At 69.5% G+C, this 23,061-nt stretch carries 24 protein-coding genes; 9 read left to right on the forward strand and 15 right to left on the reverse strand.

Translation table 11 applies throughout. The features are described from left to right. Positions 1–35 precede the first annotated feature (35 nt). A complete protein-coding gene (locus tag EDD90_RS24790) occupies positions 36–521 on the forward strand; it encodes a DUF3180 domain-containing protein (protein WP_123975255.1) in 486 nt (161 codons plus the stop codon). Positions 522–533: 12 nt separating this feature from the next. Here EDD90_RS24790 and folE read toward each other — a convergent pair whose 3' ends face one another. From folE to dacB, 6 genes are all read right to left on the reverse strand, one after another. Continuing rightward, a complete protein-coding gene (gene folE, locus EDD90_RS24795; protein ID WP_123975256.1) occupies positions 534–1,139 on the reverse strand; it encodes a GTP cyclohydrolase I FolE in 606 nt (201 codons plus the stop codon). A 134-nt stretch (positions 1,140–1,273) separates the two neighbouring features. Continuing rightward, a complete protein-coding gene (gene ftsH, locus EDD90_RS24800; RefSeq protein WP_185149203.1) occupies positions 1,274–3,313 on the reverse strand; it encodes an ATP-dependent zinc metalloprotease FtsH in 2,040 nt (679 codons plus the stop codon). A 209-nt stretch (positions 3,314–3,522) separates the two neighbouring features. Continuing rightward, positions 3,523–4,083, reverse strand: a complete 561-nt coding sequence (gene hpt, locus EDD90_RS24805; RefSeq protein WP_123981585.1) for a hypoxanthine phosphoribosyltransferase — start codon at positions 4,081–4,083, stop codon at positions 3,523–3,525. A 66-nt stretch (positions 4,084–4,149) separates the two neighbouring features. Beyond that, complete coding sequence (gene tilS / locus EDD90_RS24810) at positions 4,150–5,244, reverse strand: tRNA lysidine(34) synthetase TilS (RefSeq protein WP_123975257.1); 1,095 nt, start codon at positions 5,242–5,244, stop codon at positions 4,150–4,152. 192 nt (positions 5,245–5,436) lie between these two features. Continuing rightward, on the reverse strand, positions 5,437–6,570 hold the full coding sequence (locus tag EDD90_RS24815) for a zinc-dependent metalloprotease (protein WP_123975258.1): 1,134 nt from the start codon (positions 6,568–6,570) through the stop codon (positions 5,437–5,439). Positions 6,571–6,648: 78 nt separating this feature from the next. Further along, on the reverse strand, positions 6,649–8,286 hold the full coding sequence (gene dacB / locus EDD90_RS24820) for a D-alanyl-D-alanine carboxypeptidase/D-alanyl-D-alanine-endopeptidase (protein ID WP_123981587.1): 1,638 nt from the start codon (positions 8,284–8,286) through the stop codon (positions 6,649–6,651). A 124-nt stretch (positions 8,287–8,410) separates the two neighbouring features. Here dacB and EDD90_RS24825 point away from each other — a divergent pair, with 124 nt between their 5' ends. Continuing rightward, complete coding sequence (locus EDD90_RS24825; RefSeq protein WP_046730908.1) at positions 8,411–8,902, forward strand: inorganic diphosphatase; 492 nt, start codon at positions 8,411–8,413, stop codon at positions 8,900–8,902. 129 nt (positions 8,903–9,031) lie between these two features. Beyond that, positions 9,032–10,687 carry a threonine/serine exporter ThrE family protein gene (locus EDD90_RS24830; protein ID WP_123975259.1) on the forward strand — a complete coding sequence of 552 codons (1,656 nt, stop codon included), beginning with the start codon at positions 9,032–9,034 and terminating at the stop codon, positions 10,685–10,687. 123 nt (positions 10,688–10,810) lie between these two features. Here the strand turns inward: EDD90_RS24830 and EDD90_RS24835 are convergent, their stop codons facing one another. Beyond that, positions 10,811–11,725, reverse strand: a complete 915-nt coding sequence (locus EDD90_RS24835; protein ID WP_123981589.1) for a DedA family protein — start codon at positions 11,723–11,725, stop codon at positions 10,811–10,813. A gap of 156 nt (positions 11,726–11,881) precedes the next feature. On the opposite strand from EDD90_RS24835, the gene EDD90_RS24840 reads away from it, so the two are divergent. After that, positions 11,882–12,247 carry a YbjQ family protein gene (locus tag EDD90_RS24840; RefSeq protein WP_123975260.1) on the forward strand — a complete coding sequence of 122 codons (366 nt, stop codon included), beginning with the start codon at positions 11,882–11,884 and terminating at the stop codon, positions 12,245–12,247. Between the two features lie 12 nt (positions 12,248–12,259). Here EDD90_RS24840 and EDD90_RS24845 read toward each other — a convergent pair whose 3' ends face one another. Beyond that, on the reverse strand, positions 12,260–13,021 hold the full coding sequence (locus EDD90_RS24845; protein WP_123975261.1) for a MerR family transcriptional regulator: 762 nt from the start codon (positions 13,019–13,021) through the stop codon (positions 12,260–12,262). A 113-nt stretch (positions 13,022–13,134) separates the two neighbouring features. On the opposite strand from EDD90_RS24845, the gene EDD90_RS24850 reads away from it, so the two are divergent. Continuing rightward, entirely contained in the window at positions 13,135–14,421 is a 1,287-nt protein-coding gene (locus tag EDD90_RS24850; RefSeq protein WP_123975262.1) for an ion channel protein, read from the forward strand. A gap of 31 nt (positions 14,422–14,452) precedes the next feature. Then, positions 14,453–15,862, forward strand: a complete 1,410-nt coding sequence (locus EDD90_RS24855) for a glutamate decarboxylase (RefSeq protein ID WP_123975263.1) — start codon at positions 14,453–14,455, stop codon at positions 15,860–15,862. Between the two features lie 18 nt (positions 15,863–15,880). Here EDD90_RS24855 and EDD90_RS24860 read toward each other — a convergent pair whose 3' ends face one another. From EDD90_RS24860 to EDD90_RS24870, 3 genes are all read right to left on the reverse strand, one after another. After that, on the reverse strand, positions 15,881–16,417 hold the full coding sequence (locus EDD90_RS24860) for a DinB family protein (protein ID WP_123975264.1): 537 nt from the start codon (positions 16,415–16,417) through the stop codon (positions 15,881–15,883). 109 nt (positions 16,418–16,526) lie between these two features. Further along, entirely contained in the window at positions 16,527–17,987 is a 1,461-nt protein-coding gene (locus EDD90_RS24865; RefSeq protein WP_123975265.1) for an aldehyde dehydrogenase family protein, read from the reverse strand. A gap of 155 nt (positions 17,988–18,142) precedes the next feature. After that, positions 18,143–18,967: a helix-turn-helix transcriptional regulator gene (locus EDD90_RS24870; protein ID WP_123981591.1), complete on the reverse strand. Its 825-nt coding sequence runs from the start codon at positions 18,965–18,967 to the stop codon at positions 18,143–18,145. Positions 18,968–19,321: 354 nt separating this feature from the next. On the opposite strand from EDD90_RS24870, the gene EDD90_RS24880 reads away from it, so the two are divergent. Then, the gene (locus EDD90_RS24880; protein ID WP_123975267.1) at positions 19,322–19,801 is read left to right on the forward strand and encodes an ATP-binding protein; all 480 of its coding nucleotides are present in this window, start codon (positions 19,322–19,324) and stop codon (positions 19,799–19,801) included. Positions 19,802–19,891: 90 nt separating this feature from the next. On the opposite strand, the gene EDD90_RS24885 is transcribed toward EDD90_RS24880, so the two are convergent. The 4 genes from EDD90_RS24885 to EDD90_RS24900 all read right to left on the reverse strand — a co-directional run bounded on the left by EDD90_RS24885 (position 19,892) and on the right by EDD90_RS24900 (position 21,557). Further along, positions 19,892–20,161, reverse strand: coding sequence for a DUF397 domain-containing protein (locus EDD90_RS24885; protein ID WP_185149204.1), 270 nt, complete (start codon positions 20,159–20,161; stop codon positions 19,892–19,894). Positions 20,162–20,311: 150 nt separating this feature from the next. Beyond that, on the reverse strand, positions 20,312–20,815 hold the full coding sequence (locus EDD90_RS24890) for an SRPBCC domain-containing protein (protein WP_123975268.1): 504 nt from the start codon (positions 20,813–20,815) through the stop codon (positions 20,312–20,314). After that, a complete protein-coding gene (locus tag EDD90_RS24895) occupies positions 20,812–21,165 on the reverse strand; it encodes a helix-turn-helix transcriptional regulator (RefSeq protein ID WP_123975269.1) in 354 nt (117 codons plus the stop codon). The genes EDD90_RS24890 and EDD90_RS24895 overlap by 4 nt, the downstream gene beginning before the upstream one ends. Continuing rightward, the gene (locus tag EDD90_RS24900) at positions 21,162–21,557 is read right to left on the reverse strand and encodes a VOC family protein (RefSeq protein WP_123975270.1); all 396 of its coding nucleotides are present in this window, start codon (positions 21,555–21,557) and stop codon (positions 21,162–21,164) included. The genes EDD90_RS24895 and EDD90_RS24900 overlap by 4 nt, the downstream gene beginning before the upstream one ends. A gap of 218 nt (positions 21,558–21,775) precedes the next feature. On the opposite strand from EDD90_RS24900, the gene EDD90_RS24905 reads away from it, so the two are divergent. Together EDD90_RS24905 and EDD90_RS24910 are read left to right on the forward strand one after the other, a co-directional pair. Then, positions 21,776–22,357 carry a hypothetical protein gene (locus EDD90_RS24905; RefSeq protein WP_311737215.1) on the forward strand — a complete coding sequence of 194 codons (582 nt, stop codon included), beginning with the start codon at positions 21,776–21,778 and terminating at the stop codon, positions 22,355–22,357. 153 nt (positions 22,358–22,510) lie between these two features. Next, on the forward strand, positions 22,511–23,044 hold the full coding sequence (locus tag EDD90_RS24910; RefSeq protein ID WP_123981597.1) for a DUF4232 domain-containing protein: 534 nt from the start codon (positions 22,511–22,513) through the stop codon (positions 23,042–23,044). Positions 23,045–23,061 lie beyond the last annotated feature (17 nt).

A 23,061-nucleotide genomic window follows, 5' to 3' on the forward strand; every position in this document is an offset into this window, starting at 1 on the left:
CGACCACATCGCTGCGGGGGAGCTGAAGGAACACAGTGAAAGAGCTGCGGATCAGGGTGCTGGCCGGCGTGTTCGTCGTGGCCGGGGTGCTGTCCTGGGCGGCCGCCCGCCTGTGGAACTCGGTGGGAACCCTGCCCAATGTGCCGGTGGCCGCCCCCATCGTGCTGGCCCTGATCGCCGTGGTCCTGCTCTCCACGGCGCTCTCGCTGCGCGCCCGCCTCAAGGCCCAGCGCGAGCGCCGCCCGGGAGCAAAAGGCGTCGACCCTCTGATGGCCGCCCGCGCAGTGGTCTTCGGCCAGGCCAGCGCCCTGGTCGCGGCCCTGGTCGCCGGCATGTACGGCGGCACGGGCGTCTTCCTCCTGGAACTCCTCGACCTCCCCACCCGCCGCGACCAGGCCCTCTACGCCGCGTTCTCGGTCGTGGCCGGCATCGGCGTCATAGCGGCGGCGATGTTCCTGGAGCGGGTCTGCAAGCTCCCGGAGGACGACGACAACCACAGCGGGGCCGAGCCGGTCGCCTGACCCCCTGGGACCTCAGCGGGCCAGTATCAGGCTCATCGCCTCGGCCCGGGTCGTGGCATCCCGGAGCTGGCCGCGTACCGCCGACGTCGTCGTCTTGGCGCCCGGCTTGCGGATCCCGCGCACCGACATGCACATGTGCTCCGCCTCGATGACGACGATCACGCCCCGGGCCTCGAGGATCCGCATGAGCGAGTCGGCGACCTGGGTAGTGAGACGTTCCTGCACCTGAAGACGGCGGGCGAACACCTCGACCAGGCGCGCGAGCTTCGACAGGCCCGTGATCTTGCCGGTCTCCGCGGGGATGTAGCCGACGTGGGCCACACCATGGAACGGCAACATGTGGTGCTCGCACAGACTTACGATCTCGATGTCCTTCACCAGGACCATCTCGTCATGACCGAGATCGAACGTCGTCGTCAGGACCTCTTCGGGTTCCTGGTAGTTCCCGGCCAACAGCTCGCGATACGCCCGGGCCACCCGCGCCGGAGTCTCCCGGAGCCCCTCGCGGTCCGGGTCCTCGCCGACCGCGATCAGGAGTTCGCGTACGGCGTTCTCGGCGCGCTTCTCGTCGAACTCGCCGATGGTGCCTTCGCCGTCCAGGGTCACGGGGTCGGTCATCTGGGTGCCTCGTTCCTTCGGATGGGCGCGTGTGGGCCACGTGCCTCATGTGCGGGCATACCGAAATGCCGCGCCCCCCAGGCTAGATCCTGGGGGGCGCGGCATCCATTCCGGGCCTGGTGAGGCCGGTGGGATCAGCTCTCGGGACGGTCCTCGGGGGCCGTCTCGGTCGCCGGGGCGGACTCGGCCGCCGTCGACTTCACCGTGCTGATCGCCGACGTCGAGCCGTTCGCCCCGTTGGTCAGTGCGAGCTCCCTGGGGGAGAGCACCGGCGGGCGGGTGGACGGCGTACGGCGGGAGGAGCCGGTCCAGGCGGGCCGTGCGGGCCGCTTGTGGAGCGCCGAGAAGATCTCGGCGATCTCCTCCTTGCCCAGGGTCTCCTTCTCCAGGAGCTGGAGCACCAGGTTGTCGAGGACGTCGCGGTTCTCGACCAGGATCTCCCAGGCTTCGTTGTGCGCGTTCTCGATGAGTTTCTTGACTTCCTCGTCCACCAGGGCGGCGACCTCTTCCGAGTAGTCGCGCTGGTGGGACATCTCACGGCCGAGGAAGGGCTCGGTGTTGTCGCCGCCGAACTTGATCGCGCCGAGACGCTCGGTCATGCCGTACTGCGTGACCATCGCGCGAGCGGTGGCCGTGGCCTTCTCGATGTCGTTCGCGGCACCCGTGGTCGGGTCGTGGAAGACCAGTTCCTCGGCCGCGCGGCCGCCCAGCATGTAAGCGAGCTGGTCGAGCATCTCGTTGCGCGTGGTCGAGTACTTGTCCTCGTCCGGCAGGACCATCGTGTAGCCGAGGGCACGGCCGCGGGACAGGATCGTGATCTTGTGGACCGGGTCGGAGTTCGGGGAGGCCGCCGCGACCAGGGCGTGTCCGCCCTCGTGGTACGCGGTGATCTTCTTTTCCTTGTCCGACATGATCCGGGTCCGCTTCTGCGGGCCCGCGACCACGCGGTCGATCGCCTCGTCGAGCATCTGGTTGTCGATGAGCTTGCGGTCGCTGCGGGCCGTGAGCAGCGCCGCCTCGTTCAGCACGTTCGACAGGTCCGCGCCGGTGAAGCCCGGCGTGCGACGGGCGACCGCCGCGAGGTCGACGTCGGGCGCGACCGGCTTGCCCTTCTGGTGGACCTTGAGGATCTCCAGACGGCCCTGCAGGTCCGGCGGGTCGACCGCGATCTGGCGGTCGAAGCGGCCGGGCCGCAGAAGGGCCGGGTCGAGGATGTCGGGCCGGTTCGTCGCGGCGATGAGGATCACGCCGCCCTTGACGTCGAAGCCGTCCATCTCGACGAGCAGCTGGTTCAGCGTCTGCTCGCGCTCGTCGTGACCGCCGCCGAGGCCGGCGCCGCGGTGGCGGCCGACCGCGTCGATCTCGTCGACGAAGACGATCGCCGGGGCGTTCGCCTTGGCCTGCTCGAAGAGGTCGCGGACACGGGAGGCACCGACACCGACGAACATCTCGACGAAGTCGGAACCGGAGATCGAGTAGAAGGGGACCCCGGCCTCGCCGGCGACGGCACGCGCGAGGAGCGTCTTGCCGGTACCGGGACGGCCGTAGAGGAGCACGCCCTTGGGGATCTTGGCGCCGACGGCCTGGAACTTCGCCGGCTCCTGGAGGAATTCCTTGATCTCGTGGAGCTCCTCGACGGCCTCGTCACAGCCCGCGACGTCCGCGAAGGTCGTCTTCGGGGTGTCCTTGGTGATGAGCTTCGCCTTGGACTTGCCGAAGTTCATGACCCGGGAGCCGCCACCCTGCATCTGATTCATCAGGAACAGGAAGACGACCACGATGAGGACGAAGGGGAGCAGGGAGAGCAGGACACCGACGAAAGCGTTCTGCTTGGTCGGTGAGACGGTGTAACCGTCGGGGATCTGCTTGTCCTGGAACTTGCCCTGCAGCGTGTTGGCGATGGCCACGCCCTGGTCGCCGATGTAGCTCGCCTGGATCTTCGAGCTGCCGTCGACCTTCTCGCCGCTCTTGAGCGTGACCTTGATGGTCTGCTCGTCACCGGTGGTCAGCTTCGCCGATGCCACCCTGTTGTCATTGATCGCCGCCACGACCTGGCCGGTGTCCACCGTCTTGTAGCCGCCGGACGAGCCGACGACCTGCATCAACACGACCACGGCAAGGACGGCCAGCACGATCCACATGACCGGCCCACGGAAGTATCGCTTCACGTCCATCCATACGGAGCGGTGTCGCCCCGTCCCTCCTGCCATAGTGAGTTTGATAAGACAGTTCTTCTGACGGTACCCCAGCTTTGTTACCCAAAGCCGCACGGAGCGGCTCGGACGGCTGGCAAAACCCGTCTCTGCATGCTCCAACGGCGCGAAACCCGCTGGGGTTCCCGATCGTCTTACGTAAGTGGAGCCTCCGGCGTATCAGCCGGGGTTCAGCCGCCGTAGACGTGAGGCGCGAGCGTACCGACGAACGGGAGATTGCGGTACTTCTCCGCGTAGTCGAGGCCGTAGCCGACGACAAACTCGTTGGGGATGTCGAAGCCGACCCACTCGACGTCGATGGCCACCTTGGCCGCGTCAGGCTTGCGCAGCAGGGTGCAGATCTTCAGGGACTCGGGCTCACGGGAGCCGAGGTTGTTGATCAGCCAGGACAGCGTCAGGCCGGAGTCGATGATGTCCTCGACGATCAGGACGTGCCGGCCCTTGATGTCGGTGTCCAGGTCCTTGAGGATCCGCACCACACCGGAGGACTGGGTGCCCGCGCCGTAGGAGGACACGGCCATCCAGTCCATGGTGACGGGGGTGGACAGCGCCCGGGCGAGGTCCGCCATGACCATCACGGCGCCCTTGAGGACGCCGACGATGAGCAGGTCCTTGCCCGCGTACTCCGCGTCGATCTTCGCGGCCAGCTCGACCAGCTTCGCGTCGATCTCTTCCTTGGTGATGAGTACCGCCTGGAGGTCGGCACCCATGTCTTTCGCGTCCACCCGCATCACTTTCGGTCGGTCGTCCCACCGGCCTACCCACCTCGTCGGAGGAACCCTCCGGGAGGTCGGGATTCAGCCTTGCCGAATCACCAGTCTGCCACCCTGACGCTGGGCGACGACTTTGCCCGGGAGATTGATGGCTCCCTGGCCGCGCCAGCCGGTGATCAGCCGGTCGACTTCCTCGATGTGCCGGGCGAACAGGGAACCGGCCGGTGCGCCCGCCTCGATGGCGGCGCGGCGCAGGATCCGGCGGCGCACGGCCGGGGGCAGGGCGTAGAGCTTGGCGCACTCCAGCAGGCCCGCGGCGTCCCGTACGGAGGCCTCGGCCTGGCTGGCCCAGGTGTCGAGGGCGTCGGCGTCGTCGCGGGAGAGCTGGGCGGTGCGGGCGAGGGCCTCGACGACGCCCTTGCCCAGGGCCTTCTCCAGGGCGGGCAGGCCCTCGTGGCGGAGCCGGGAGCGGGTGTAGGCCGGGTCCGCGTTGTGAGGATCGTCCCAAACGGGGAGGGACTGGACCATGCAGGCCTTGCGGGCGGTCTGCCGGTCCAGCTGGAGGAAGGGGCGGCGGTAACGGCCGCCGGCCCCCGAGACCGCGGCCATTCCGGACAGGGAGCGGATGCCGGAGCCGCGGGCGAGGCCGAGCAGGACGGTCTCGGCCTGGTCGTCCCTGGTGTGGCCGAGCAGGATCGCGGCGCCGCCGTGCCGCTCGAGGGCGGCGTCCAGGGCGGCGTAGCGGGCGTCGCGGGCGGCCGCCTCGGGTCCACCGTCGCGGCCGACGGTCACGGTGATCGACTCGACCGGATCGAGACCCAGTTCGCGCAGCCGCACGGCGACCTCCTCGGCGCGCAGGTCGGAACCGGCCTGCAGCCCGTGGTCGACGGTGATGCCGCCCGCACGGATGCCGAGCTTGGGGGCCTCGAAGGCGAGGGCGGAGGCGAGCGCCATGGAGTCGGCGCCGCCCGAGCACGCCACGAGGACGAGCGGGGAGGGGGTCCGCTCGTTCGGGGTCTGCTCCGGGATGTCTCCGACGGGGCGTGCGAGGCGCGCGCCGATGCGTCCACCGGCGCGTTCACCGGTGGTGCGGCTGTGGCGGTGGTGGTCGGTGAGGATGTCGTGGAGTACGCGGCGGACCGCCAGGCGTATCGCCGCGACCGCAGGATGGGGACCCATGTCCGGTTCCCTTCATGAAGTTTTCGGGGGGTGAGCCCGATGTCGGTCACTCAGAGTGTGTCGATGGTGACAGAAACGGGCCGTTCCCCGAGCATTGCACGCCTACCCATCGCCCACGGTCCCTCGGACGGGTGATTGGCGGGGCGTTCGCCTGCCGTAGGCCGAATTACGTTCCACCACGGCTCGAACGGTTCACGACTCGGCCTTGCGGTGCACCCTCGCGACCCAGTCCGCCGGTTTGGCGATCTCCGCCTTGGTCGGCAGGGTGTTCGGGGAGGTCCACACCCGGTTGAAGCCGTCCATGCCGACCTGGTCGACGACGGCCCGCACGAAGCGTTCCCCGTCGCGGTACTGCCGGAGTTTGGCGTCCAGGCCGAGCAGTTTGCGCAGGGTCATGTCCAGCCGGGAGGCGCCCTTGGCGCGCCGCTGCTGGAACTTCTCGCGGATCTCGGCGACGGTCGGCACGACCGCGGGTCCCACGCCGTCCATGACGAAGTCGGCGTGGCCCTCCAGGAGGGACATGACGGCGGTGAGCCGGCCGAGGATCTCGCGCTGGACGGGGGTCTGCACCAGTTCGACGAACGACCGTCCGCCGTCGTCCTCCTCGGCCTCGGGGCGGCTCCCGGCGAGGGACTGGGCGGCGTCGCGGACGCGTTCCAGGACGGTCATCGGGTCGACGTCGGTCTCCTGGAGGAACGACTGGATCTCGCCCTCCAGGTGGGCGCGCAGCCAGGGCACCGCCGAGAACTGGGTGCGGTGCGTCTCCTCGTGCAGGCACACCCACAGGCGGAAGTCGTGGGGCTTGACGTCGAGTTCGCGCTCCACGTGGACGATGTTCGGGGCGACGAGCAGCAGTCGGCCGCCGCCGTGCTCGTCCGCCGGGAGGTCGCGGGAGGCGGGGGCGAAGGTCTCGTACTGGCCGAGGACCCGGGAGGACAGGAACGACAGCAGCATGCCGAGTTCCACGCCGGTGACCTTGCCGCCGACCGCGCCGAGTACCGCGCCGCCCGGGGTGCCGGCCCGCCGCTCCTGCATCTTGTCGAGCAGCGGTTTGAGGAGTTCCCGGAACCCGGCGACGTTCGCCTTCACCCAGCCGGGCCTGTCCACCACCAGGACGGGTGTGTCGTGGACGTCGTCGGTCCCCATCCGGGTGAAACCCCGGACGTGCTCCTCCGACGCCTTCGCGTGCCGCCGCAGCTCCGCGACGATGGCCCTGGCCTCGTCGCGACTCACCTCGGGGCCCGGCCGCACGAGCCGGGTCGCGGTCGCCACCGCGAGATTCCAGTCGACCATCCCTGAAGAAGCAGCGCCACCGATGCTCGTCATGCGTCAACCGTACGTGAGCGGTCCCACTTGGGGCAGGCCATGGGGATGTGCGGTGCGGGAGGGGCGCGTGGCGGTGCGTCAGCCGCAGCCGCAGCCCGCCAGGGCCGTCGCCGTCCGGTCCAGTGCCTCCTGGGCCTCCTCCGGGTTCGTCGTGTTGGACGTCAGGAAGGCGAAGGCCAGCAGTCGGCCGTCCTTGTCGACGACGGTGCCCGCAAGGGTGTTGACGCCGGTCAGGGTGCCGGTCTTGGCGCGTACGACGCCTGCCCCGCCGTTCGTGTAGCGGCTGGTCAGGGTGCCCGTGAAGCCGGCCACGGGGAGGCCGGTGAGGACCGGGCGCAGGCCCGGCCGGTCCGCGTCGGCGGCCTTGGCGAGGAGGGCGGTGAGGAGGTCCGCCGTGAGCCGGTCGTCGCGGTTGAGGCCGCTGCCGTCGTGGAAGGAGGCTCCGGTCATCGGCAGCCCCAGCCTGGTCAGCTGGGCGGCGACGGCGGCCGCTCCGCCGTCGAAGCTCGCCGGCCGGCCGCTGGCCAGCGCGGTCTGGCGGGCCAGGGCCTCGGCGATGTCGTTGTCGCTGTTGGTCAGCATGCGTTCGACGATCGAGGACAGCGGCGGCGAGGAGACGGTGGCGAGGGTGGCGGCCCGGCCGCTCGCCTTGGAGGTGCCGGGGGACGAGGTCTTGATGCCGGCGTCCGCGAGGAAGCCCGCGAACTTCTGCGCCGCGTCGGCCGCCGGGTCGCTCACCCGGGCCGCCGGGCCGTTGCTGGAGCCGTCGGTGCGGCCCTCGTCGGCCATGAGGGGGCTCACGCGCGCGAGGTTGTCGTTGACGCCGATGGGGTGCAGGTCGGGGCCGGTGTAGAGCGTGGTGTCGTACGAGAGCGTGATCTGCCTGATGCCGCGCGCGGTCAGCGCTTTGGCCGTCTGGGCGGCCAGGGTGCGCAGGCCGGCCCAGCCGTCCGCGTTCTGGCGGGCGGTGAGGGTGGGGTCGCCGCCGCCGACCAGGACGACCTCCCTGGTGCCGGGTTCGAGGGCCACGCGCGTGGTGAAGCGGTGGTCGGGGCCGAGGGCGGAGAGGGCGGCGACGGCGGTGGCGATCTTGGTGGTGGAGGCGGGCGTGAGGGGCGTGTCGGCGCCGGTGCCGTAGAGGCGCCTGCCGGTGGCCACGTCGACGACCACGGCGGTGCGGGTGGTGCCGAGCGCCGAGGCACCCAGCAGGGGCCCCAGGACGCCCGTGAGGGCCGTTCCGGAGGTTCCGGCGGCCTTTCCGGTGGGCGCCGACTTCACGGTGTTCATGGCCGCGCCCAGGCCCGTCAGGACGGATCCGGCACTGGGGGCGGGGCTGGGCTCGCCGTCGGCTGTGACGGAGTCCGCACCGGAGCCGTGATCTGCGCCACCCGTCCGCTCCAGGGCGGCGGCCCGGTCCCGCTCGGCCGTACGCTGGCCGTCGGCGTCCCAGGGGCCCGCCGCGGTCACCACACCGGCGGCCAGCGCGAGCCCGGCCGTGGCGGCGCCCGCGGTGTACTGCCAGGTCCTGAGGGTCCGAAGCCGAGGAGGGCGAGGGGCACGAGGGAGGCGGACCAGGGTGGCCAGCCGGGGTCCGGTCGCGCGCGTGACGCGTGCGAACTGCGGCCCCACTGCCCCACTCAGCCGTTTGACCTGCGGTTTCGTGGCGGTCGCAAGGCGTGCCAGACGCGGTCGCACGGCACCCGCGATCTTCCGCACATGCGGTTTCGCGGACTGCCACGGCCTCAGCTCTGGCACGACCACCAGCCCCTTTCGCGATCACACACCAGCGTGAGGGACACTTAACCACCAGAACTATGTGTTGATCATGGAGGAGCCACCGGTGGAGTTCGACGTCACGATCGAGATCCCGAAGGGTTCGCGGAACAAGTACGAGGTGGACCACGAGACCGGTCGGATCCGCCTCGACCGTCGTCTCTTCACCTCGACCGCCTACCCGACCGACTACGGCTTCGTCGAGAACACTCTCGGCGAGGACGGCGACCCGCTGGACGCGCTGGTCATCCTGGACGAGCCGACGTTCCCGGGCTGCCTGATCAAGTGCCGCGCCATCGGCATGTTCCGGATGACGGACGAGGCCGGCGGCGACGACAAGCTGCTGTGCGTCCCGGCCACCGACCCGCGGGTGGAGCACCTGCGCGACATCCACCACGTGTCGGAGTTCGACCGCCTGGAGATCCAGCACTTCTTCGAGGTCTACAAGGACCTGGAGCCCGGCAAGTCCGTCGAGGGCGCCAACTGGGTGGGCCGCACCGACGCCGAGGTCGAGATCGAGCGGTCGTACAAGCGCTTCAAGGAGCAGGGCGGTCACTGAGACCACCCCGGTATGCCGTAACCGGGAAACGGGCCGCACGCACGCGTGGGGCCCGTTTTTCGTGTCCGCCGGGCGGCCATGCGCATACTGAGCCCTACGTAGAGATGTCGTTCAGGGAGCGTTACGACGGTGACGGAGGCGGAGGACCGCAAGCCCCGGTCGGACGAGGCGCGGTACGACCCGGAGATCACGTCCGAGTTCGCCGTTCCGGAGGGCATCGCGGTCCCCGAGGGCGGCGCCGAGCCGGACACCACGTCCGAGTTCGCCGTGCCGAAGGGCCTGGCGGCGCCGCAGCCGGTCGAGGGCGAACCGGAGGGGTCGGCGTTCAGCGTGCCGAGCACCTACAGCGCCCACGACGCCCCGCCCGTCTTCACGCCCGCCTCCGGGTTTCCCGCCGTCAGTCTGGTCAAGGACGCGCCCTGGCAGGACCGGATGCGCACGATGCTGCGCATGCCGGTGACCGAACGGCCGGCGCCGGAGCCGGTGCAGAAGGCCGAGGAAGGCGGTCCCGCCGTCCCGCGCGTGCTCGACCTGACGTTGCGTATCGGTGAGTTGCTGCTGGCGGGCGGCGAGGGCGCGGAGGACGTGGAGGCCGCGATGTTCGCGGTCTGCCGCTCCTACGGCCTCGACCGGTGCGAGCCGAACGTCACCTTCACGCTGCTCGCCATCTCCTACCAGCCTTCGCTCGTCGAAGACCCCGTGACCGCGTCCCGGACGGTGCGGCGGCGCGGGACCGACTACACGCGCCTCGCGGCCGTCTTCCGGCTCGTGGACGACCTCACCGACCCCGAGACCCATGTCTCCCTGGAGGAGGCCTACCGGCGGCTCGCGGTGATCCGCCGCAACCGGCACCCGTACCCCGGCTGGGCGCTGACCGCCGCGAGCGGGCTGCTCGCCGGGGCCGCCTCCGTGCTGGTCGGCGGTGACTTCCTCGTGTTCGTCGCGGCCGCGATCGGCGCGATGCTCGGCGACCGGCTGGCGTGGCTGTGCGCGGGGCGGGGGCTGCCGGAGTTCTACCAGTTCATGATCGCCGCGATGCCGCCGGCCGCGATCGGGGTCGGGTTCTCGCTCGCCCACGTCGACGTCGCGGCGTCCGCCGTCGTCACCGGTGGGCTGTTCGCGCTGCTGCCCGGCCGCGCGCTGGTGGCGGGCGTCCAGGACGGGCTGACCGGCTTCTACATCACCGCGTCCGCGCGGCTGCTGGAGGTCATGTACTTCTTCGTCGGCATCGTCATCGGGGTGCTGACGATCCTTTACTTCGGTGTGAAGCTCGGCGGCAGCCTCAACCCCGATGTGGCGCTCGGCGTCTCCAAGCGGCCGCTGATCCAGATCGCCGCGTCCATGGTGCTGTCGCTGACCTTCGCGGTCCTGCTCCAGCAGGAACGATCCACCGTGCTGGCCGTCACCCTCAACGGGGGTGTGGCGTGGTCGGTCTACGGTGCGATGCACTACGCCGGGGGCATCTCACCGGTCGCCTCCACGGCCGTCGCGGCGGGGCTGGTGGGGTTGTTCGGGCAGTTGCTGTCCCGGTACCGGTTCGCTTCCGCGTTGCCGTACACGACGGCGGCGATCGGACCGCTGCTGCCGGGGTCCGCGACGTATTTCGGGCTGCTGTCGATGGCTCAGAACGAGGTCGACAAGGGGCTGGTGTCGCTGGCCAAGGCGGCGTCGCTCGCCATGGCCATCGCGATCGGGGTCAATCTGGGGTCGGAGATCTCCCGGCTGACCCTGCGGGTGGGGTCGGCGGGGAAGCGGCGCGCCGCGAAGCGGACGAGGGGGTTCTAGCGCCTAAGAGGGACCGGGTGCGGTGCGTCGGCGAGTGCGAGTTCGTCGTGGCTTGTCGCGCCCACGCGGCGGTAGCCGCACATTCAATACAGCCCCGCGCCCCCAAAAGCAGGGCGTTGCCGCTTACGGCGCTCGGTAGTGGTCCTCGTTGTACGGGTACTGCTGCTGGCCGTAGCCGTTCTGGCTGTAGCCGCCCTGGTCGTAACCGTTCTGGCCGTAGTACGGCTGCTGCTGGCCGTACTGCTGCTGGGGCTGGGGCTGGCCGTACTGCTGCTGGGGCTGGGGTTGTTGCGGGACGTACTGCTGCTGCGGCTGCTCGTAGGTCGGCTCGATCCTGCGGAGCTGGGTCGTCGCGTCGTCCATCACCGGGGGCGCCGGGTGCGTCGGGTGCTGCTGGAGCGGTTCCTGCGCCGCCGCCTTCTTGTTCTTCGCGCGGGCCCGCAGGAACTCGATGGCGATCGGGACGACCGAGACGAGGACGATCAGTATCAGGATCGCCTCGATGTTGTTCTTGACGAAGTCGATCTTGCCGAGCCAGGAGCCGAGCAGGGTGACGCCGGCGCCCCAGAGGACACCGCCGATGACGTTGAAGGTCAGGAACGAGCGGTACTTCATGCCGCTGACGCCGGCGATGATCGGCGTGAACGTGCGGATCACGGGCACGAAACGGGCCAGGACCAGGGACTTCGGGCCGTACTTCTCGAAGAACTCGTGCGCTTTTTCGACGTTCTCCTGCTTGAAGAGGCGGGAGTCCGGGCGGTTGAAGAGCGACGGGCCGACCTTCTTGCCGAACATGAAGCCCGCCTGGTCGCCGAGGACCGCTGCGACGCAGATCAGGGCGACGGCGCCCCACAGGGGGAAGTCCAGCTGGTTCGAGGTGATCAGCAGGCCGCAGGTGAACAGGAGGGAGTCACCCGGGAGGAAGAAACCGATCAGGAGTCCGGACTCGGCGAAGACGACCAGGAGCAGGCCCCAGATGCCGAACGAGTCGAGAAGGTTGTTCGGATCCATCCAGCTCGGGCCGAGGGCGAGCGTCATCGCGGTTCCGGTCGTCACGGTTCCGGGCTCCTGAGGGGTGAGGGCACTACGCGTTCCTTGTGCGGGCGCACAAAGCTATCAACGGAATGTGTCCGTCCCAGGTTCCACCGGTGGATCCAGGATGCACTGTGGCCGGCCTGGGGAAAGGCTGTGGACATGGGCATCGAGGAGTACGGCGGCGGTCAGGGACCCCAGTCCGATGTGCTGGTGGTCACCACGAACGACGTTCCCGGGTACCGGGTGCGGGAGGTCATCGGCGAGGTCTTCGGGCTGACCGTGCGCTCCCGGCACCTGGGCAGTCAGATCGGCGCGGGCCTGAAGTCGATGATCGGCGGTGAGCTGAGGGGCCTGACGAAAACGCTCGTGCAGACCCGCAACCAGGCCATGGAGCGGCTGGTCGAGCAGGCACGCGCGCGTGGTGCCAACGCCGTGCTGGCCTTCCGGTTCGACGTGACCGAGGCGGCGGACGTGGGGACCGAGGTGTGCGCGTACGGCACCGCCGTCGTCATCGACAAGCTGTAGCCGAGGGCCCGGTCAGGCGGTGTGCCGTGCGGCGTTCGCGTCGATGGCCTCCTTCAGGTGCTCGGCCAGGCCCGGTGCCATCGCGTCGTAGAAGGCCTTGAAACGCTCGTCGGCGATGTACATCTCGCCGAGGCCGCGGTGCATGTCGTACGGGCAGTCGTAGAACCATGTCGAGATGTGCAGGCGGTGTTCCTCGGCCATGTCCATGGCCCGTTCGCCGGCCGGCGGCTCGGCCTCCGCCACCAGGGCGGCGTAACGCTCGCTCCAGTCGTCGACCTCGGCCTTCATGCGCTGCCAGTCGGCCTTGGTGTAGCGGGCCGCGCGGCGCTGCGACTCGGCGTAGGCCTCGGTGCCGCCCCAGCGCTGCTCGGCCTCCTCGGCGTACTGGTCCGGGTCCTTGTCGCCGAAGACCTCGAAGCGCTCCTCGGGGGTGAGGTTGATGCCCATTCTGCGTGCCTCCATGGCGTGCTCCACGGCCTCGGCCATCTTCTGCAGCTTCTCGATCCGGGCGGTCAGCAGGTCGTGCTGGCGGCGCAGGTGCGCGCGCGGATCCGCGTCCGGGTCGTCGAGCAGGACCGCGACCTCGTCGAGCGGGAAGCCGAGCTCCCGGTAGAACAGGATCCGCTGGAGCCGGTCGAGGTCGGCGTCGCCGTAGCGCCGGTGCCCGGCGGTGCTGCGCCCGCCCGGGACCAGCAGGCCGATCTCGTCGTAGTGGTGCAGGGTGCGCACGGTGACCCCGGCGAATCCGGCGACCTGTCCTATGGGGTAGCTCACTTCCGCTCCTTTCCGTGCTCCACCCTGGGGCCTCACGCCGCGTGAGGTGCAAGCCCGTTCCACTCGGTATCTTTCAGGATGTTGTGTCTGTTTTGCCCGCTTATGGTGGGCCCGTGGCCCAGGACACCGCGCAGCAGGCGCTCCCCACCCCGCCCGCGGCCCCCGCGCGTGCCCTGCTGCCGCTGATCCTGCCCTCCCTGGTCGTCGGTGTCGGCAGCAGCCTGCTGTTCGTGCTGGTGAGCTCGCTGGCCGGGCGATTGCAGAACGTGCTGTGGCACAACCTGCCGGACGCGCTGGGCATCGGGCGGTACTCGGTGCTGTGGATGCTGGTGATGCTGACCGCGACCGGGATCGCGGTGGGGCTGGTGGTGTGGAAGGTGCCGGGGCACGCGGGACCCGATCCGGCCACCCTGGGCCTGGAGGCGGTGGCGCTGCCGCCGGCCGTGCTGCCCGGTCTGGTGCTGGCGACCGTACTGATGCTGGCGGGCGGGCCGAGCCTCGGTCCCGAGAATCCGCTGATCGCCGTCAACGTCGGGCTCGCGCTGTGGCTGGGGCGCCTCGCGATGCCCCGGCTGCCGGGCTCGCTGTGGCCCGCGCTGGCCGACGCGGCGACGCTGGGCGCGCTGTTCGGGACACCGGTGGGGGCGGCCCTGGTGATCTCCGAGGCACTGGCCGGGAAGCCCCTGAAGGGAGCGCTGTGGGACAACCTCTTCGGGCCGCTGGCGGCGGCCGGAGCGGGCTCGATGACGACCGCCCTGGTGGCCCGTCCGTCCCTCGACATCGGTCTGCCCGCGCTCACCCGGACCCGCTGGCCCGACCTGCTGTCGGCCGTGGCGATCGCCCCCGTGGCCGCGCTGCTCGGCATGTGCGCGGTCTACGCCTTCCCGTACGTCCACGCGGCCTTCGGGCGCCTCAGGCACCCCGTGCTGATCCTTCCGGCCGGCGGGGTCGTCCTCGGCCTTCTGGGGGCGCTGGGCGGTCCCCTGACGCTCTTCAAGGGGCTGGACGAGGTCGGGGACCTGGCGAAGAACCCGGAGGGCTGGACGGCCGGGCAGTTCGCCGTGATGACGGTCGTCAAACTGACCGCGCTGCTGGTGGCCGCCGCCTGCGGTTTCCGCGGCGGCCGGATCTTTCCCTCGGTTTTCGTCGGCGCCGCCCTCGGGCTGTGCGCCCACGCCCTGGTGCCCGCCGTCCAGCCCTCGGTGGGCGTGGCGGCGGGTGTACTGGGCATGCTGTTGGCCGTCACCCGGCAGGGCTGGGTGAGCCTGTTCACGGCCGCGGTGCTCGTGGCCTCGCCGGTGATCCTCGCCCTGCTGTGCACAGCGTCGCTCCCGGCCTGGCTGCTGGTGACCGGTCGGCCGAAGATGCAGTTGCGGGCGGACGGTACGGCCCTGCGCTGACCCTTGTGAAATCTCCCAGGAGGCACCACTCATGCCGCTCCACAAAGGCTCCGAGAAGCACCGAGAACGACCGATGTCCGTCAACCCGTTCTTCGGTGAGGCGAACCCGGTCGGCGGCATGGCCGAGGCCCCGCCCACGCACCGGCTGCCGGACACCCCGCTGCCGCCCACGACCGCGTATCAACTGGTCCATGACGAGCTGATGCTGGACGGCAACGCCCGGCTGAATCTGGCCACGTTCGTCACCACCTGGATGGAGCCGCAGGCGGGGCTCCTGATGGCGGAGTGCACGGACAAGAACATGATCGACAAGGACGAGTACCCGCGCACCGCCGAACTGGAGCGGCGCTGTGTGGTGATGCTCGCCGACCTGTGGAACGCGCCGGACCCGGCCGCCGCCATCGGCTGTTCGACGACCGGCTCCAGCGAGGCCTGCATGCTGGCCGGGATGGCCCTGAAGCGCCGCTGGATGCAGCGCAACGCCGACCGCTATCCGGGCTCCGCGCGCCCGAACCTGATCATGGGCATCAACGTCCAGGTCTGCTGGGAGAAGTTCTGCAACTTCTGGGAGGTGGAGGCCCGGTACATCCCCATGGACGGCGACCGCTACCACCTGGACCCGCAGGCCGCCGCCGACCTGTGCGACGAGAACACCATCGGGGTCGTCGGCATCCTCGGCTCCACCTTCGACGGGTCGTACGAGCCGATCGCCGACCTCTGCGCGGCCCTGGACGCCCTCCAGGAGCGCACCGGGATCGACGTCCCGGTCCATGTGGACGGCGCCTCGGGCGGGATGATCGCACCCTTCCTCGACGAGGACCTGGTGTGGGACTTCCGCCTCCCGCGCGTGTCGTCGATCAACACCTCGGGGCACAAGTACGGCCTGGTCTACCCGGGCGTCGGCTGGGCGCTGTGGCGGGACAAGGAGGCGCTGCCCGAGGAACTCGTCTTCCGGGTCAACTACCTGGGCGGCGACATGCCCACCTTCGCCCTCAACTTCTCCCGCCCCGGCGCCCAGGTGGTCGCGCAGTACTACACGTTCCTGCGCCTCGGCCGGGACGGCTACCGTGCGGTGCAGCAGTGCTCGCGGGACGTGGCCACCGGGCTCGCCGAACGCATCGAGGCGCTCGGCGACTTCCGGCTGCTGACCAGGGGCGACGAGCTGCCCGTGTTCGCCTTCACCACCGCCGACCACGTGACGTCGTACGACGTCTTCGACGTCTCCCGGCGGCTGCGCGAGAGCGGCTGGCTGGTGCCCGCGTACACCTTCCCGGCAAACCGGGAGGACCTGTCCGTACTGCGGGTGGTGTGCCGCAACGGCTTCTCGAAGGACCTGGCCGAGCTGTTCATGGAGGACCTGACCCGGCTGCTCCCCGAACTGCGCCGCCAGCCGCATCCGTTGATCCGGGACAAGGAGGCGGCGACCAGTTTCCACCACTAGCCGGCAGCGGCGAAGCGGCTAGGAGGCCCGCTCCAGTTCCACCAGTTCGAAGGCCGTCTTGCCGTCCAGGGACTCGCGGATGATGTCGGCGTGGCCCGCGTGCCGGGCGGTCTCGCGGATCAGGTGGAGGCAGACCCAGCGCATGGAGACGCTGCCCTTCGGGAACCAGGGGGCCTCGGGGAGCGGGAAGGTGTCGTCGAGGCTGGGGACCGAGCGGATGAACTTCTCGGTCTCGGCGGCGACCTGCTCCCAGTAGGCGAGTTGGGAGGCCACCGTCTCGTCGCCGACCAGCTGGAAGGTCTCGTGCCAGTTCGACTGGTCGCGCTCGATGGCCGGCGGTTCCTGCCTGGCGCGGGCGATCCAGCTCTGCTCGACCTCGGCGACATGCTTGAGCAGGCCGGACAGGGACAGCTCGCTCGCGCTGGGCTTGCTCGCCGCCTGCTCGTCGGTCAGGCCGAGCAGCGCCCGGCGGATGCCGCCGCGCTGTTCCTCGATGAAGGAGAGCAGTGCTCCGCGCTCGTCGCCCTGTGCTTCCGCGGGAACGTGGGTGACCATGGTCGGCCGCCTTTCCTCGGGTCGTGTTTCCCTGACACGACCGAAGCTACGGGCCCTTTAGGACAGGTCGCGTCCTAAAGGGCCCGGGCCGCCGAACCGGGTTTCCCGGTCAGAACGGGAAGCCGCTCCGGCCGTGCTGTACCGAGATCCACTTCAGGGTGGTGAAGGCCTCCAGGGTCGTCTCGCCGTTCAGGCGGCCGATGCCGGAGTGCTTCTCGCCGCCGAAGGGGACGAGGGGCTCGTCGTGGACGGTGCCGTCGTTGACGTGGAACATGCCGGTGTCGATCTGCTTGGCGAAGGCCACGCCCCGCTCGATGTCCCCGGTGTGGACCGCGCCGCTGAGGCCGTACGGGGTGTCGTTGACGATGCGTACGGCCTCCTCCTCGCCGTCGAAGGGGATGAGGAACGCAACCGGGCCGAAGATCTCCTGCCGGAGCAGGTCGGAGTCGGCCGGGACGCCGGTGAGGACCGAGGGCTCGACCAGGTTGTCGGTGGTGGTGCCGTGCAGCAGGGCCGTGCCGCCCTCGGCGACGGCCTGCTCGACCGTGGCCGAAATCGACTCCGCCTGCTGGGAGTTGATCACCGGACCGATGATGGTCTGCGGGTCGCGCGGGTCGCCGGACTTGAGGGTCCGCACCTTGGCCACGAACTTCTCGGTGAAGACGTCCGCGATCGAGCGGTCCACCAGCACGCGGTTGGCGGCCATGCAGACCTGGCCCTGGTGGACGTACCGGCTGAAGACCGCCGCGTCGACCGCATAGTCGATGTCGGCGTCGTCGAGGACCACGATCGCGCTGTTGCCGCCCAGTTCGAGCACCGAGCGCTTGAAGAGCGAGGCGCAGACGGTGGCCACGTGCCGGCCGACCTTGTCGGAGCCGGTGAAGGAGATGACCTTGGGGATCGGGTGCTCGATGAAGGCGTCGCCGATCTCCGCGATGTCGGTGACGACCACGTTGAGCAGTCCGCCCGGCAGGCCCGCGTCCTCGAAGATCTTCGCTACCAGGGTGCCGCCCACGATCGGGGTGTTCTGGTGCGGCTTGAGGACCACGGCGTTGCCGACCGCGAGCGCCGGGGCGACCGACTTGATCGACAGCAGGAAGGGGAAGTTGAAGGGGCTGATCACACCCACGACACCGACCGGCACGCGGTAGACGCGGTTCTCCTTGCCGTCCACCGGCGAGGGCAGGATCCGGCCCTCGGGGCGCAGCGCCCACTGGATCGACTCGCGCAGGAACTCCTTGGCGAGGTGGAGTTCGAAGCCGGCCTTCAGATGGGTGCCGCCGAGCTCCGCGATGATCGCCTCGGTGATCTCCGCCTCGTGCTCCTCGATGAGGCGCAGGGCCTTCTCGAAGACGGCACGGCGGGCGTACGGGTTGGTGGCGGCCCACTCCTTCTGGGCGCGCGCGGCGGCCTGGTAGGCCTGATCTATCTCCTCGACCGCGGCTATGGTGATCGAGGCCAGCTTCTCGCCGTCGTACGGGTTGAAGTCGATGATGTCCCAGGAACCGGTCCCCGGGCGCCACTCACCGTCGATGTACTGCTGGGCCAGGTCGGTGAAATAGGACGACATTGTGATCCCTCGATCCCCTGCTGCGACGGCAGTCGATGCGGACACCCGGTCCACATCCACATCACGGTCTGATCACGCGTCATGCTACTGGCGTCACAAGGGAGTTGGGGCATCAGTTCGATGATCTAGGGGAATCCCCAGGTTCATCGATATATCTACGACAGCTGCAACAGCCCCCGCAGCAGGTCCCGGCTCTCGTCCGGTCCCGGGCTGTCCTGCTGGAGCTCCTTCAGTGCCTGCTCGTACTGGGCGACGTCCTCGCGCTTGTCCAGGTAGAGGGCGCTGGTGAGCTGCTCCAGGTAGACCACGTCGGAGAGGTCCGACTCCGGGAAGCTCAGGATCGTGAAGGCGCCGCCCTCCCCGGAGTGGCCGCCGAAGCTGAACGGCATGATCTGGAGCCGTACGTTGGACCGCTCGGAGATCTCGACGAGGTGCTGGAGCTGGCCGCGCATCACCTCGCGGTCCCCGTAGGGCCGGCGCAGCGCGGCCTCGTCGAGGACGATGTGGAAGTCGGGCGCGTTTTCGGCCACCAGGTACTTCTGCCGCTCCATGCGCAGCGTGACCCGGCGTTCGACATCGGCCTCGCTGGCACCCTTCATACCGCGGCGCACCACCGCTCGCGCGTAGTCCTCGGTCTGGAGGAGGCCGTGGACGAACTGCACCTCGTAGGCCCGGATCAGATGCGCCGCGCCCTCCAGGCCGACATAAGTGGGGAACCAGCTCGGCAGGACGTCCGAGTAACTGTGCCACCAGCCCGCCACGTTGGCCTCCCGGGCGAGGGAGAGGAGCTGCTCGCGCTCCGCCTCGTCGGTGATGCCGTACAGCGTCAGCAGGTCTTCCACGTCCCTGGTCTTGAAGCTCACCCGGCCCAGCTCCATGCGGCTGATCTTCGACTCGGAGGCGCGGATCGAGTACCCCGCGGCTTCGCGGGTGATCCCCCGGGCCTCGCGCAGCCGCCTGAGTTGCGAGCCGAGCAGCATTCGCCGCACCACCGATCCGGGCTCTCCCGCGCTCACGTTCGCCAGCCTCCCCAACCGTCTTCAGGGCCCGCAGTCTGCCACTAAAACACTTCGAGCAGTACTCGTCCGGTTACGGAAACGGAAAGAGGCCAAAGTCTAAGCACAGGAACTTGCAAGCAGGTAGTAAGCCAAGGACGCAAAGTTGGCGGAAAAAATGGCCAACAAGCGGTACGGGAGGGTCCAATTCGGTCGCGTGCACGTGCATCTGCCCTTGCATCTGCTGTGCGCATCCGAAACCATGGTCTCGCGCCACCGCTGCATCGCAACGACCGCGAATTCCCGGGAGTGCCTCGCATGGGGACGAATGGATCGACCATGCTCAAGCCGTTACGGCAGGGCCTTCCGCCGCTTGATCCCGCGGCCGTGTCCAACGCCGCCTCCTGCGCCCTGCCCGCCCGCTACGAAGCGGTGCGCGAAGCCCGGTCGTTCACCCGCAGAACCCTCGACCAGTGGGACGTCGGCGACCGCTTCGACGACGTCTGCCTCGTCGTGTCGGAGCTCGTCACCAACGCCCTGCGGCACGCGGTGCCCGGTGAGACCGACCGCCTCGCCACGCCGCAGGCACCGGCTGTGCGGCTGCACCTGATGCGGTGGACGGAGCGGCTGGTGTGCGCGGTGCGCGACCCCAGCCACGAGACCCCGGCCCCCGGCGACTCGGACGACTTCTCGGCGGAGTCGGGCCGCGGGCTGTTCCTGGTCGAGTCCTTCAGCGACAGCTGGGGTTGGCATCCGCTCGCCGGCACCCTCAACGGCAAGGTCGTGTGGGCGCTGTTCCGGCTCCAGCCCGGCGAGTAGCCGACCCGGCGTCTTGGGACGCCGGGTTTCTACGCGCGTTACCGTGCATTGTGCGGCGAATGCACCGTGTTGCCCGGAGTATGGCCGCCGTCAGCTCACGATCAGGTGGTCGAACTCGCCGTCCTTGACGCCGAGCAGCATCGCCTCGATCTCGGCACGCGTGTAGACGAGCGCCGGCCCCTCCGGGAAGCGCGAGTTGCGGACCGCCACGTCACCGCCCGGCAGCCGGGCGAACTCGACGCAGGAACCCTGCGAGTTGCTGTGCCTGCTCTTCTGCCAGGCGACTCCGTCCAGCTGCGTGGCAGCCATGCCGTTGTACACGTCAAACCCCTCGTACACGCCGTCAACGTCGAGGTCCACAGGTCGCTCCCCGGTGGTGCACTAACTGGCTGATGTGACCAGTGATGCCGTGGTCAACTGACCCGGATCATAACCCTGTTCATGTGCAGATGCATGAGCAGATGCACGTGCACGCGGGGTGTTCCTGCGGTTACAGCTTTGACGTCCGCTTTACTCAACCCGTTCCAGCGTCTGCCCCAGAGCTCGCATGACATGCGATCGCCAGCCCCCGCCCATGATCTTGCGCGCGATCATCTGCGCAGGATCGTCCGGATCGAACCCCTCATGCACTAGGAACAGACGCGTACCGCGGCCCTCGTGTTCCAGCGTCCATGTGATGGTCCAGTGAGCGAGATTGGCCGGATCGGGATCGGACCACTGGACGGACAGCGTCCGCTCCGGGTCGTAGGCGAGAACCTGCACGTCGATGACGCCGGAGAAGCGGGTGCCCGGACGCGGGACCGAGGTCATCCGGTACCGGTGGCCGACCTCCAGACGGAAGTTCTCGGCACCCGGCATCTGCCACTGCACGAGCAGTTCCGGTTCGGTGAGGGCACGCCAGACCTTCGCGGGCGGATGCGGAAGGAACTGGTCCACGCGGATGGTGGTCAGGTCGTCGTCACCAAGGCCGCCATCGCCGGTGCCGTCACCGTAGGGGATGCGCTCGTTCGTCATGGCTGCTCATCGTCCGGCATCCGGTCGAGCAGCGTGCCGAGGTCCTTCAACCGGTCGCGCCAGAACCGCTCGTACGGGTGGAGCCAGTCCTGCAGGTCGGCGAGGGGCGCCGCCTCCAGGCGGTAGATGCGCTGCCGGCCGGAGCGCTGCTCGGAGACGAGACCGGCCTCCCGGAGCACCTTGAGGTGTTCCGAGAGGCTGGGACGGCGCATGTCGAAGTGGTCGGCCAGGGCCTGGACCGGCTGGGGCCCGCCGTCGCGCAGCAGTCGCAGCACCTCACGCCGGGTGGCGTTGGCGAGCGCGGCGAAGACCCGGTCCTCGACCTCCTCGGCGGCGCCGGTCGCGGTCATGCCAGGTCCCTCCCCTGTCGCCGGTCCTCCGTGAGCAGCATCAGACCGTTGCCGTCCGGATCCCGGAAGGAGGCCATCCGGCCCCACGGGAACTCGTCCGGGCCCTGTACGTCGGTGCCCGCCTCGGCGAGCCGTGCGCAGTCGGCGTCGACATCGGTCGTCATCAACATGATCCCCCGCGCCGAACCGGGCTCGAAATCGCCCATCCCCGGACCGGAGAGCGTGAAGACGGTCTGCGCACCCCTGGGCGCGACCTGGAGCCAGCGCCCCGGGGGCGTTTCCAGGTCCGCGGCGACCTCGAAACCGAGGACGTCCCGGTAGAAGCGCAGGGCGCGGTCCTGGTCGGTGACGGGGAGGGTGATGAAGGAGGCGTGCGTGATGTGCGTGGACATGCACGGGAGAATAGGTAGGTTTTTACCTACCAGTCAAGCGTAGGAGAACACCTACGCATCCGGCGTGTGAGCACCAGGCCCACAGCGGATGCCTACCTGACGTACGCAGATCCTCCTGGGGAGTCCTGGTAGCTTGCCGCTGTCGTTCGGCGGCCGGGCGACCGACCGGCTAGGGCTGGCTAGAGCTTGGGAGCGTTGCGGTGACTACGGCTACGGCTATGGCGAGTACGGCTACGACACGTACGAAGACGGCTTCGACCGAGGCGCGCGGCGCGTCGGCCACGGCGCCCGCGGGGCCGCCCGTACGGCCGTACGGGCGTATGCCCGTACGGATCGGAGCCGCCGTGGCGGGGCTGGTGGGCGCGCTCGCACTGACCGCGTGCAGCGGCGGCGGCTCCGACAGCGGCTCCTCGGCGAACCCGTCGGGCACGACGTCCGCCGCCGCGACCGCCAGTGCCGAGTCGGAGAGCGCCACGACCTCGGCCGATGTGCTGCAGGGCAGCTGGATCACCACGAGCGGCGGCAAGATCGTCGCGCTGGTGGTCACCGGCAAGTCCGCCGGGCTCTTCGAGACCGGCGGCGCCGTGTGCAGCGGTACCGCAGGCGAGGAGGCCGGGATGCGGATGATCCACCTCAGCTGCACGGACGGCAACAAGAACCGGGCCACCGGAATGGTCGACTCGGTCAACAAGAGCGGTATGAAGGTCACCTGGTCCGGAAAGACGGGCGAGGAGACCTACACCAAGGCGGATGGCGGCAAGCTGCCGTCGGGGCTGCCGACGGCGGGCCTTGGGCAATAGGGCCGATCGGTGATCGGCGCCCGCTCCCGCCGGCGCGCACGAAGCGTCGAGAACACGCCGTGAAGCGGTCAAGAACGGGGGCGGGCGAGCGGGACCCGGGCGGGGGCGTGATGATGCTGGGATACCGTCACGACCTCGATGGGGATCTATCTCATGCGCGCCATTCCGCTCACCGTCACGGCCCTCGCCGCCGCTCTCGCCCTGACCGCCTGCAGCAACAGCAGCAGCGGCGGCAGTAACAGCAGCAGCTCCAGCAGCAAGAACGGCTCGACCTGCGAGATCGGCAAGGTCTCCGTCCAGGTCGGCCCTGCGAGCGTCGCGCCGACCGCAGGCGACAGCGGCGAGGTGCCCGTGAGCATCACGAACCAGAGCGCGCCGTGCACGCTGGACGGTTTCGCCGGCGTCACGCTGAAGGCGGGCGGCACGTCCGCCTCCCTCTCCTCGCTGTCCGGCGCGAAGAACCAGAAGCTCAAGCTCGCCAAGGGTGACTCCGCGACGTTCTCGATCAGCTACGTGCGGGGCAAGGACGGGGACACGGCGAGCCTCGCGGCCACGTCGATGACGGTGTCCCTGCCGGGGAGCGACGCGACGCAGAGCTTCCCGTGGAAGTACGGGCCGGTGGTGGGGAAGGGTTCGGCGGAGAAGCCGAACGCGTCGGTGGGGGCGTTCCAGCAGGCCGGCGACTGATGCAGAGGCGGTTCGGG

Source organism: Streptomyces sp. Ag109_O5-1 (assembly GCF_003814875.1).
Lineage (GTDB): Bacteria > Actinomycetota > Actinomycetes > Streptomycetales > Streptomycetaceae > Streptomyces > Streptomyces sasae.

Excerpts from the sequence above, each read along its gene's own strand:
- folE (WP_123975256.1), bottom strand. The coding sequence starts at position 1,139 with ATGACCGACCCCGTGACCCTGGACGGCGAAGGCACCATCGGCGAGTTC.
- ftsH (WP_185149203.1), bottom strand. The coding sequence starts at position 3,313 with ATGGACGTGAAGCGATACTTCCGTGGGCCGGTCATGTGGATCGTGCTG.
- hpt (WP_123981585.1), bottom strand. The coding sequence starts at position 4,083 with ATGCGGGTGGACGCGAAAGACATGGGTGCCGACCTCCAGGCGGTACTC.
- tilS (WP_123975257.1), bottom strand. The coding sequence starts at position 5,244 with ATGGGTCCCCATCCTGCGGTCGCGGCGATACGCCTGGCGGTCCGCCGC.
- EDD90_RS24815 (WP_123975258.1), bottom strand. The coding sequence starts at position 6,570 with ATGACGAGCATCGGTGGCGCTGCTTCTTCAGGGATGGTCGACTGGAAT.
- EDD90_RS24835 (WP_123981589.1), bottom strand. The coding sequence starts at position 11,725 with ATGACGCTCGCCCTCGGCCCGAGCTGGATGGATCCGAACAACCTTCTC.
- EDD90_RS24840 (WP_123975260.1), top strand. The coding sequence starts at position 11,882 with ATGGGCATCGAGGAGTACGGCGGCGGTCAGGGACCCCAGTCCGATGTG.
- EDD90_RS24855 (WP_123975263.1), top strand. The coding sequence starts at position 14,453 with ATGCCGCTCCACAAAGGCTCCGAGAAGCACCGAGAACGACCGATGTCC.
- EDD90_RS24860 (WP_123975264.1), bottom strand. The coding sequence starts at position 16,417 with ATGGTCACCCACGTTCCCGCGGAAGCACAGGGCGACGAGCGCGGAGCA.
- EDD90_RS24865 (WP_123975265.1), bottom strand. The coding sequence starts at position 17,987 with ATGTCGTCCTATTTCACCGACCTGGCCCAGCAGTACATCGACGGTGAG.
- EDD90_RS24870 (WP_123981591.1), bottom strand. The coding sequence starts at position 18,967 with ATGCTGCTCGGCTCGCAACTCAGGCGGCTGCGCGAGGCCCGGGGGATC.
- EDD90_RS24880 (WP_123975267.1), top strand. The coding sequence starts at position 19,322 with ATGCTCAAGCCGTTACGGCAGGGCCTTCCGCCGCTTGATCCCGCGGCC.
- EDD90_RS24890 (WP_123975268.1), bottom strand. The coding sequence starts at position 20,815 with ATGACGAACGAGCGCATCCCCTACGGTGACGGCACCGGCGATGGCGGC.
- EDD90_RS24895 (WP_123975269.1), bottom strand. The coding sequence starts at position 21,165 with ATGACCGCGACCGGCGCCGCCGAGGAGGTCGAGGACCGGGTCTTCGCC.
- EDD90_RS24900 (WP_123975270.1), bottom strand. The coding sequence starts at position 21,557 with ATGTCCACGCACATCACGCACGCCTCCTTCATCACCCTCCCCGTCACC.
- EDD90_RS24905 (WP_311737215.1), top strand. The coding sequence starts at position 21,776 with ATGGCGAGTACGGCTACGACACGTACGAAGACGGCTTCGACCGAGGCG.
- EDD90_RS24910 (WP_123981597.1), top strand. The coding sequence starts at position 22,511 with ATGCGCGCCATTCCGCTCACCGTCACGGCCCTCGCCGCCGCTCTCGCC.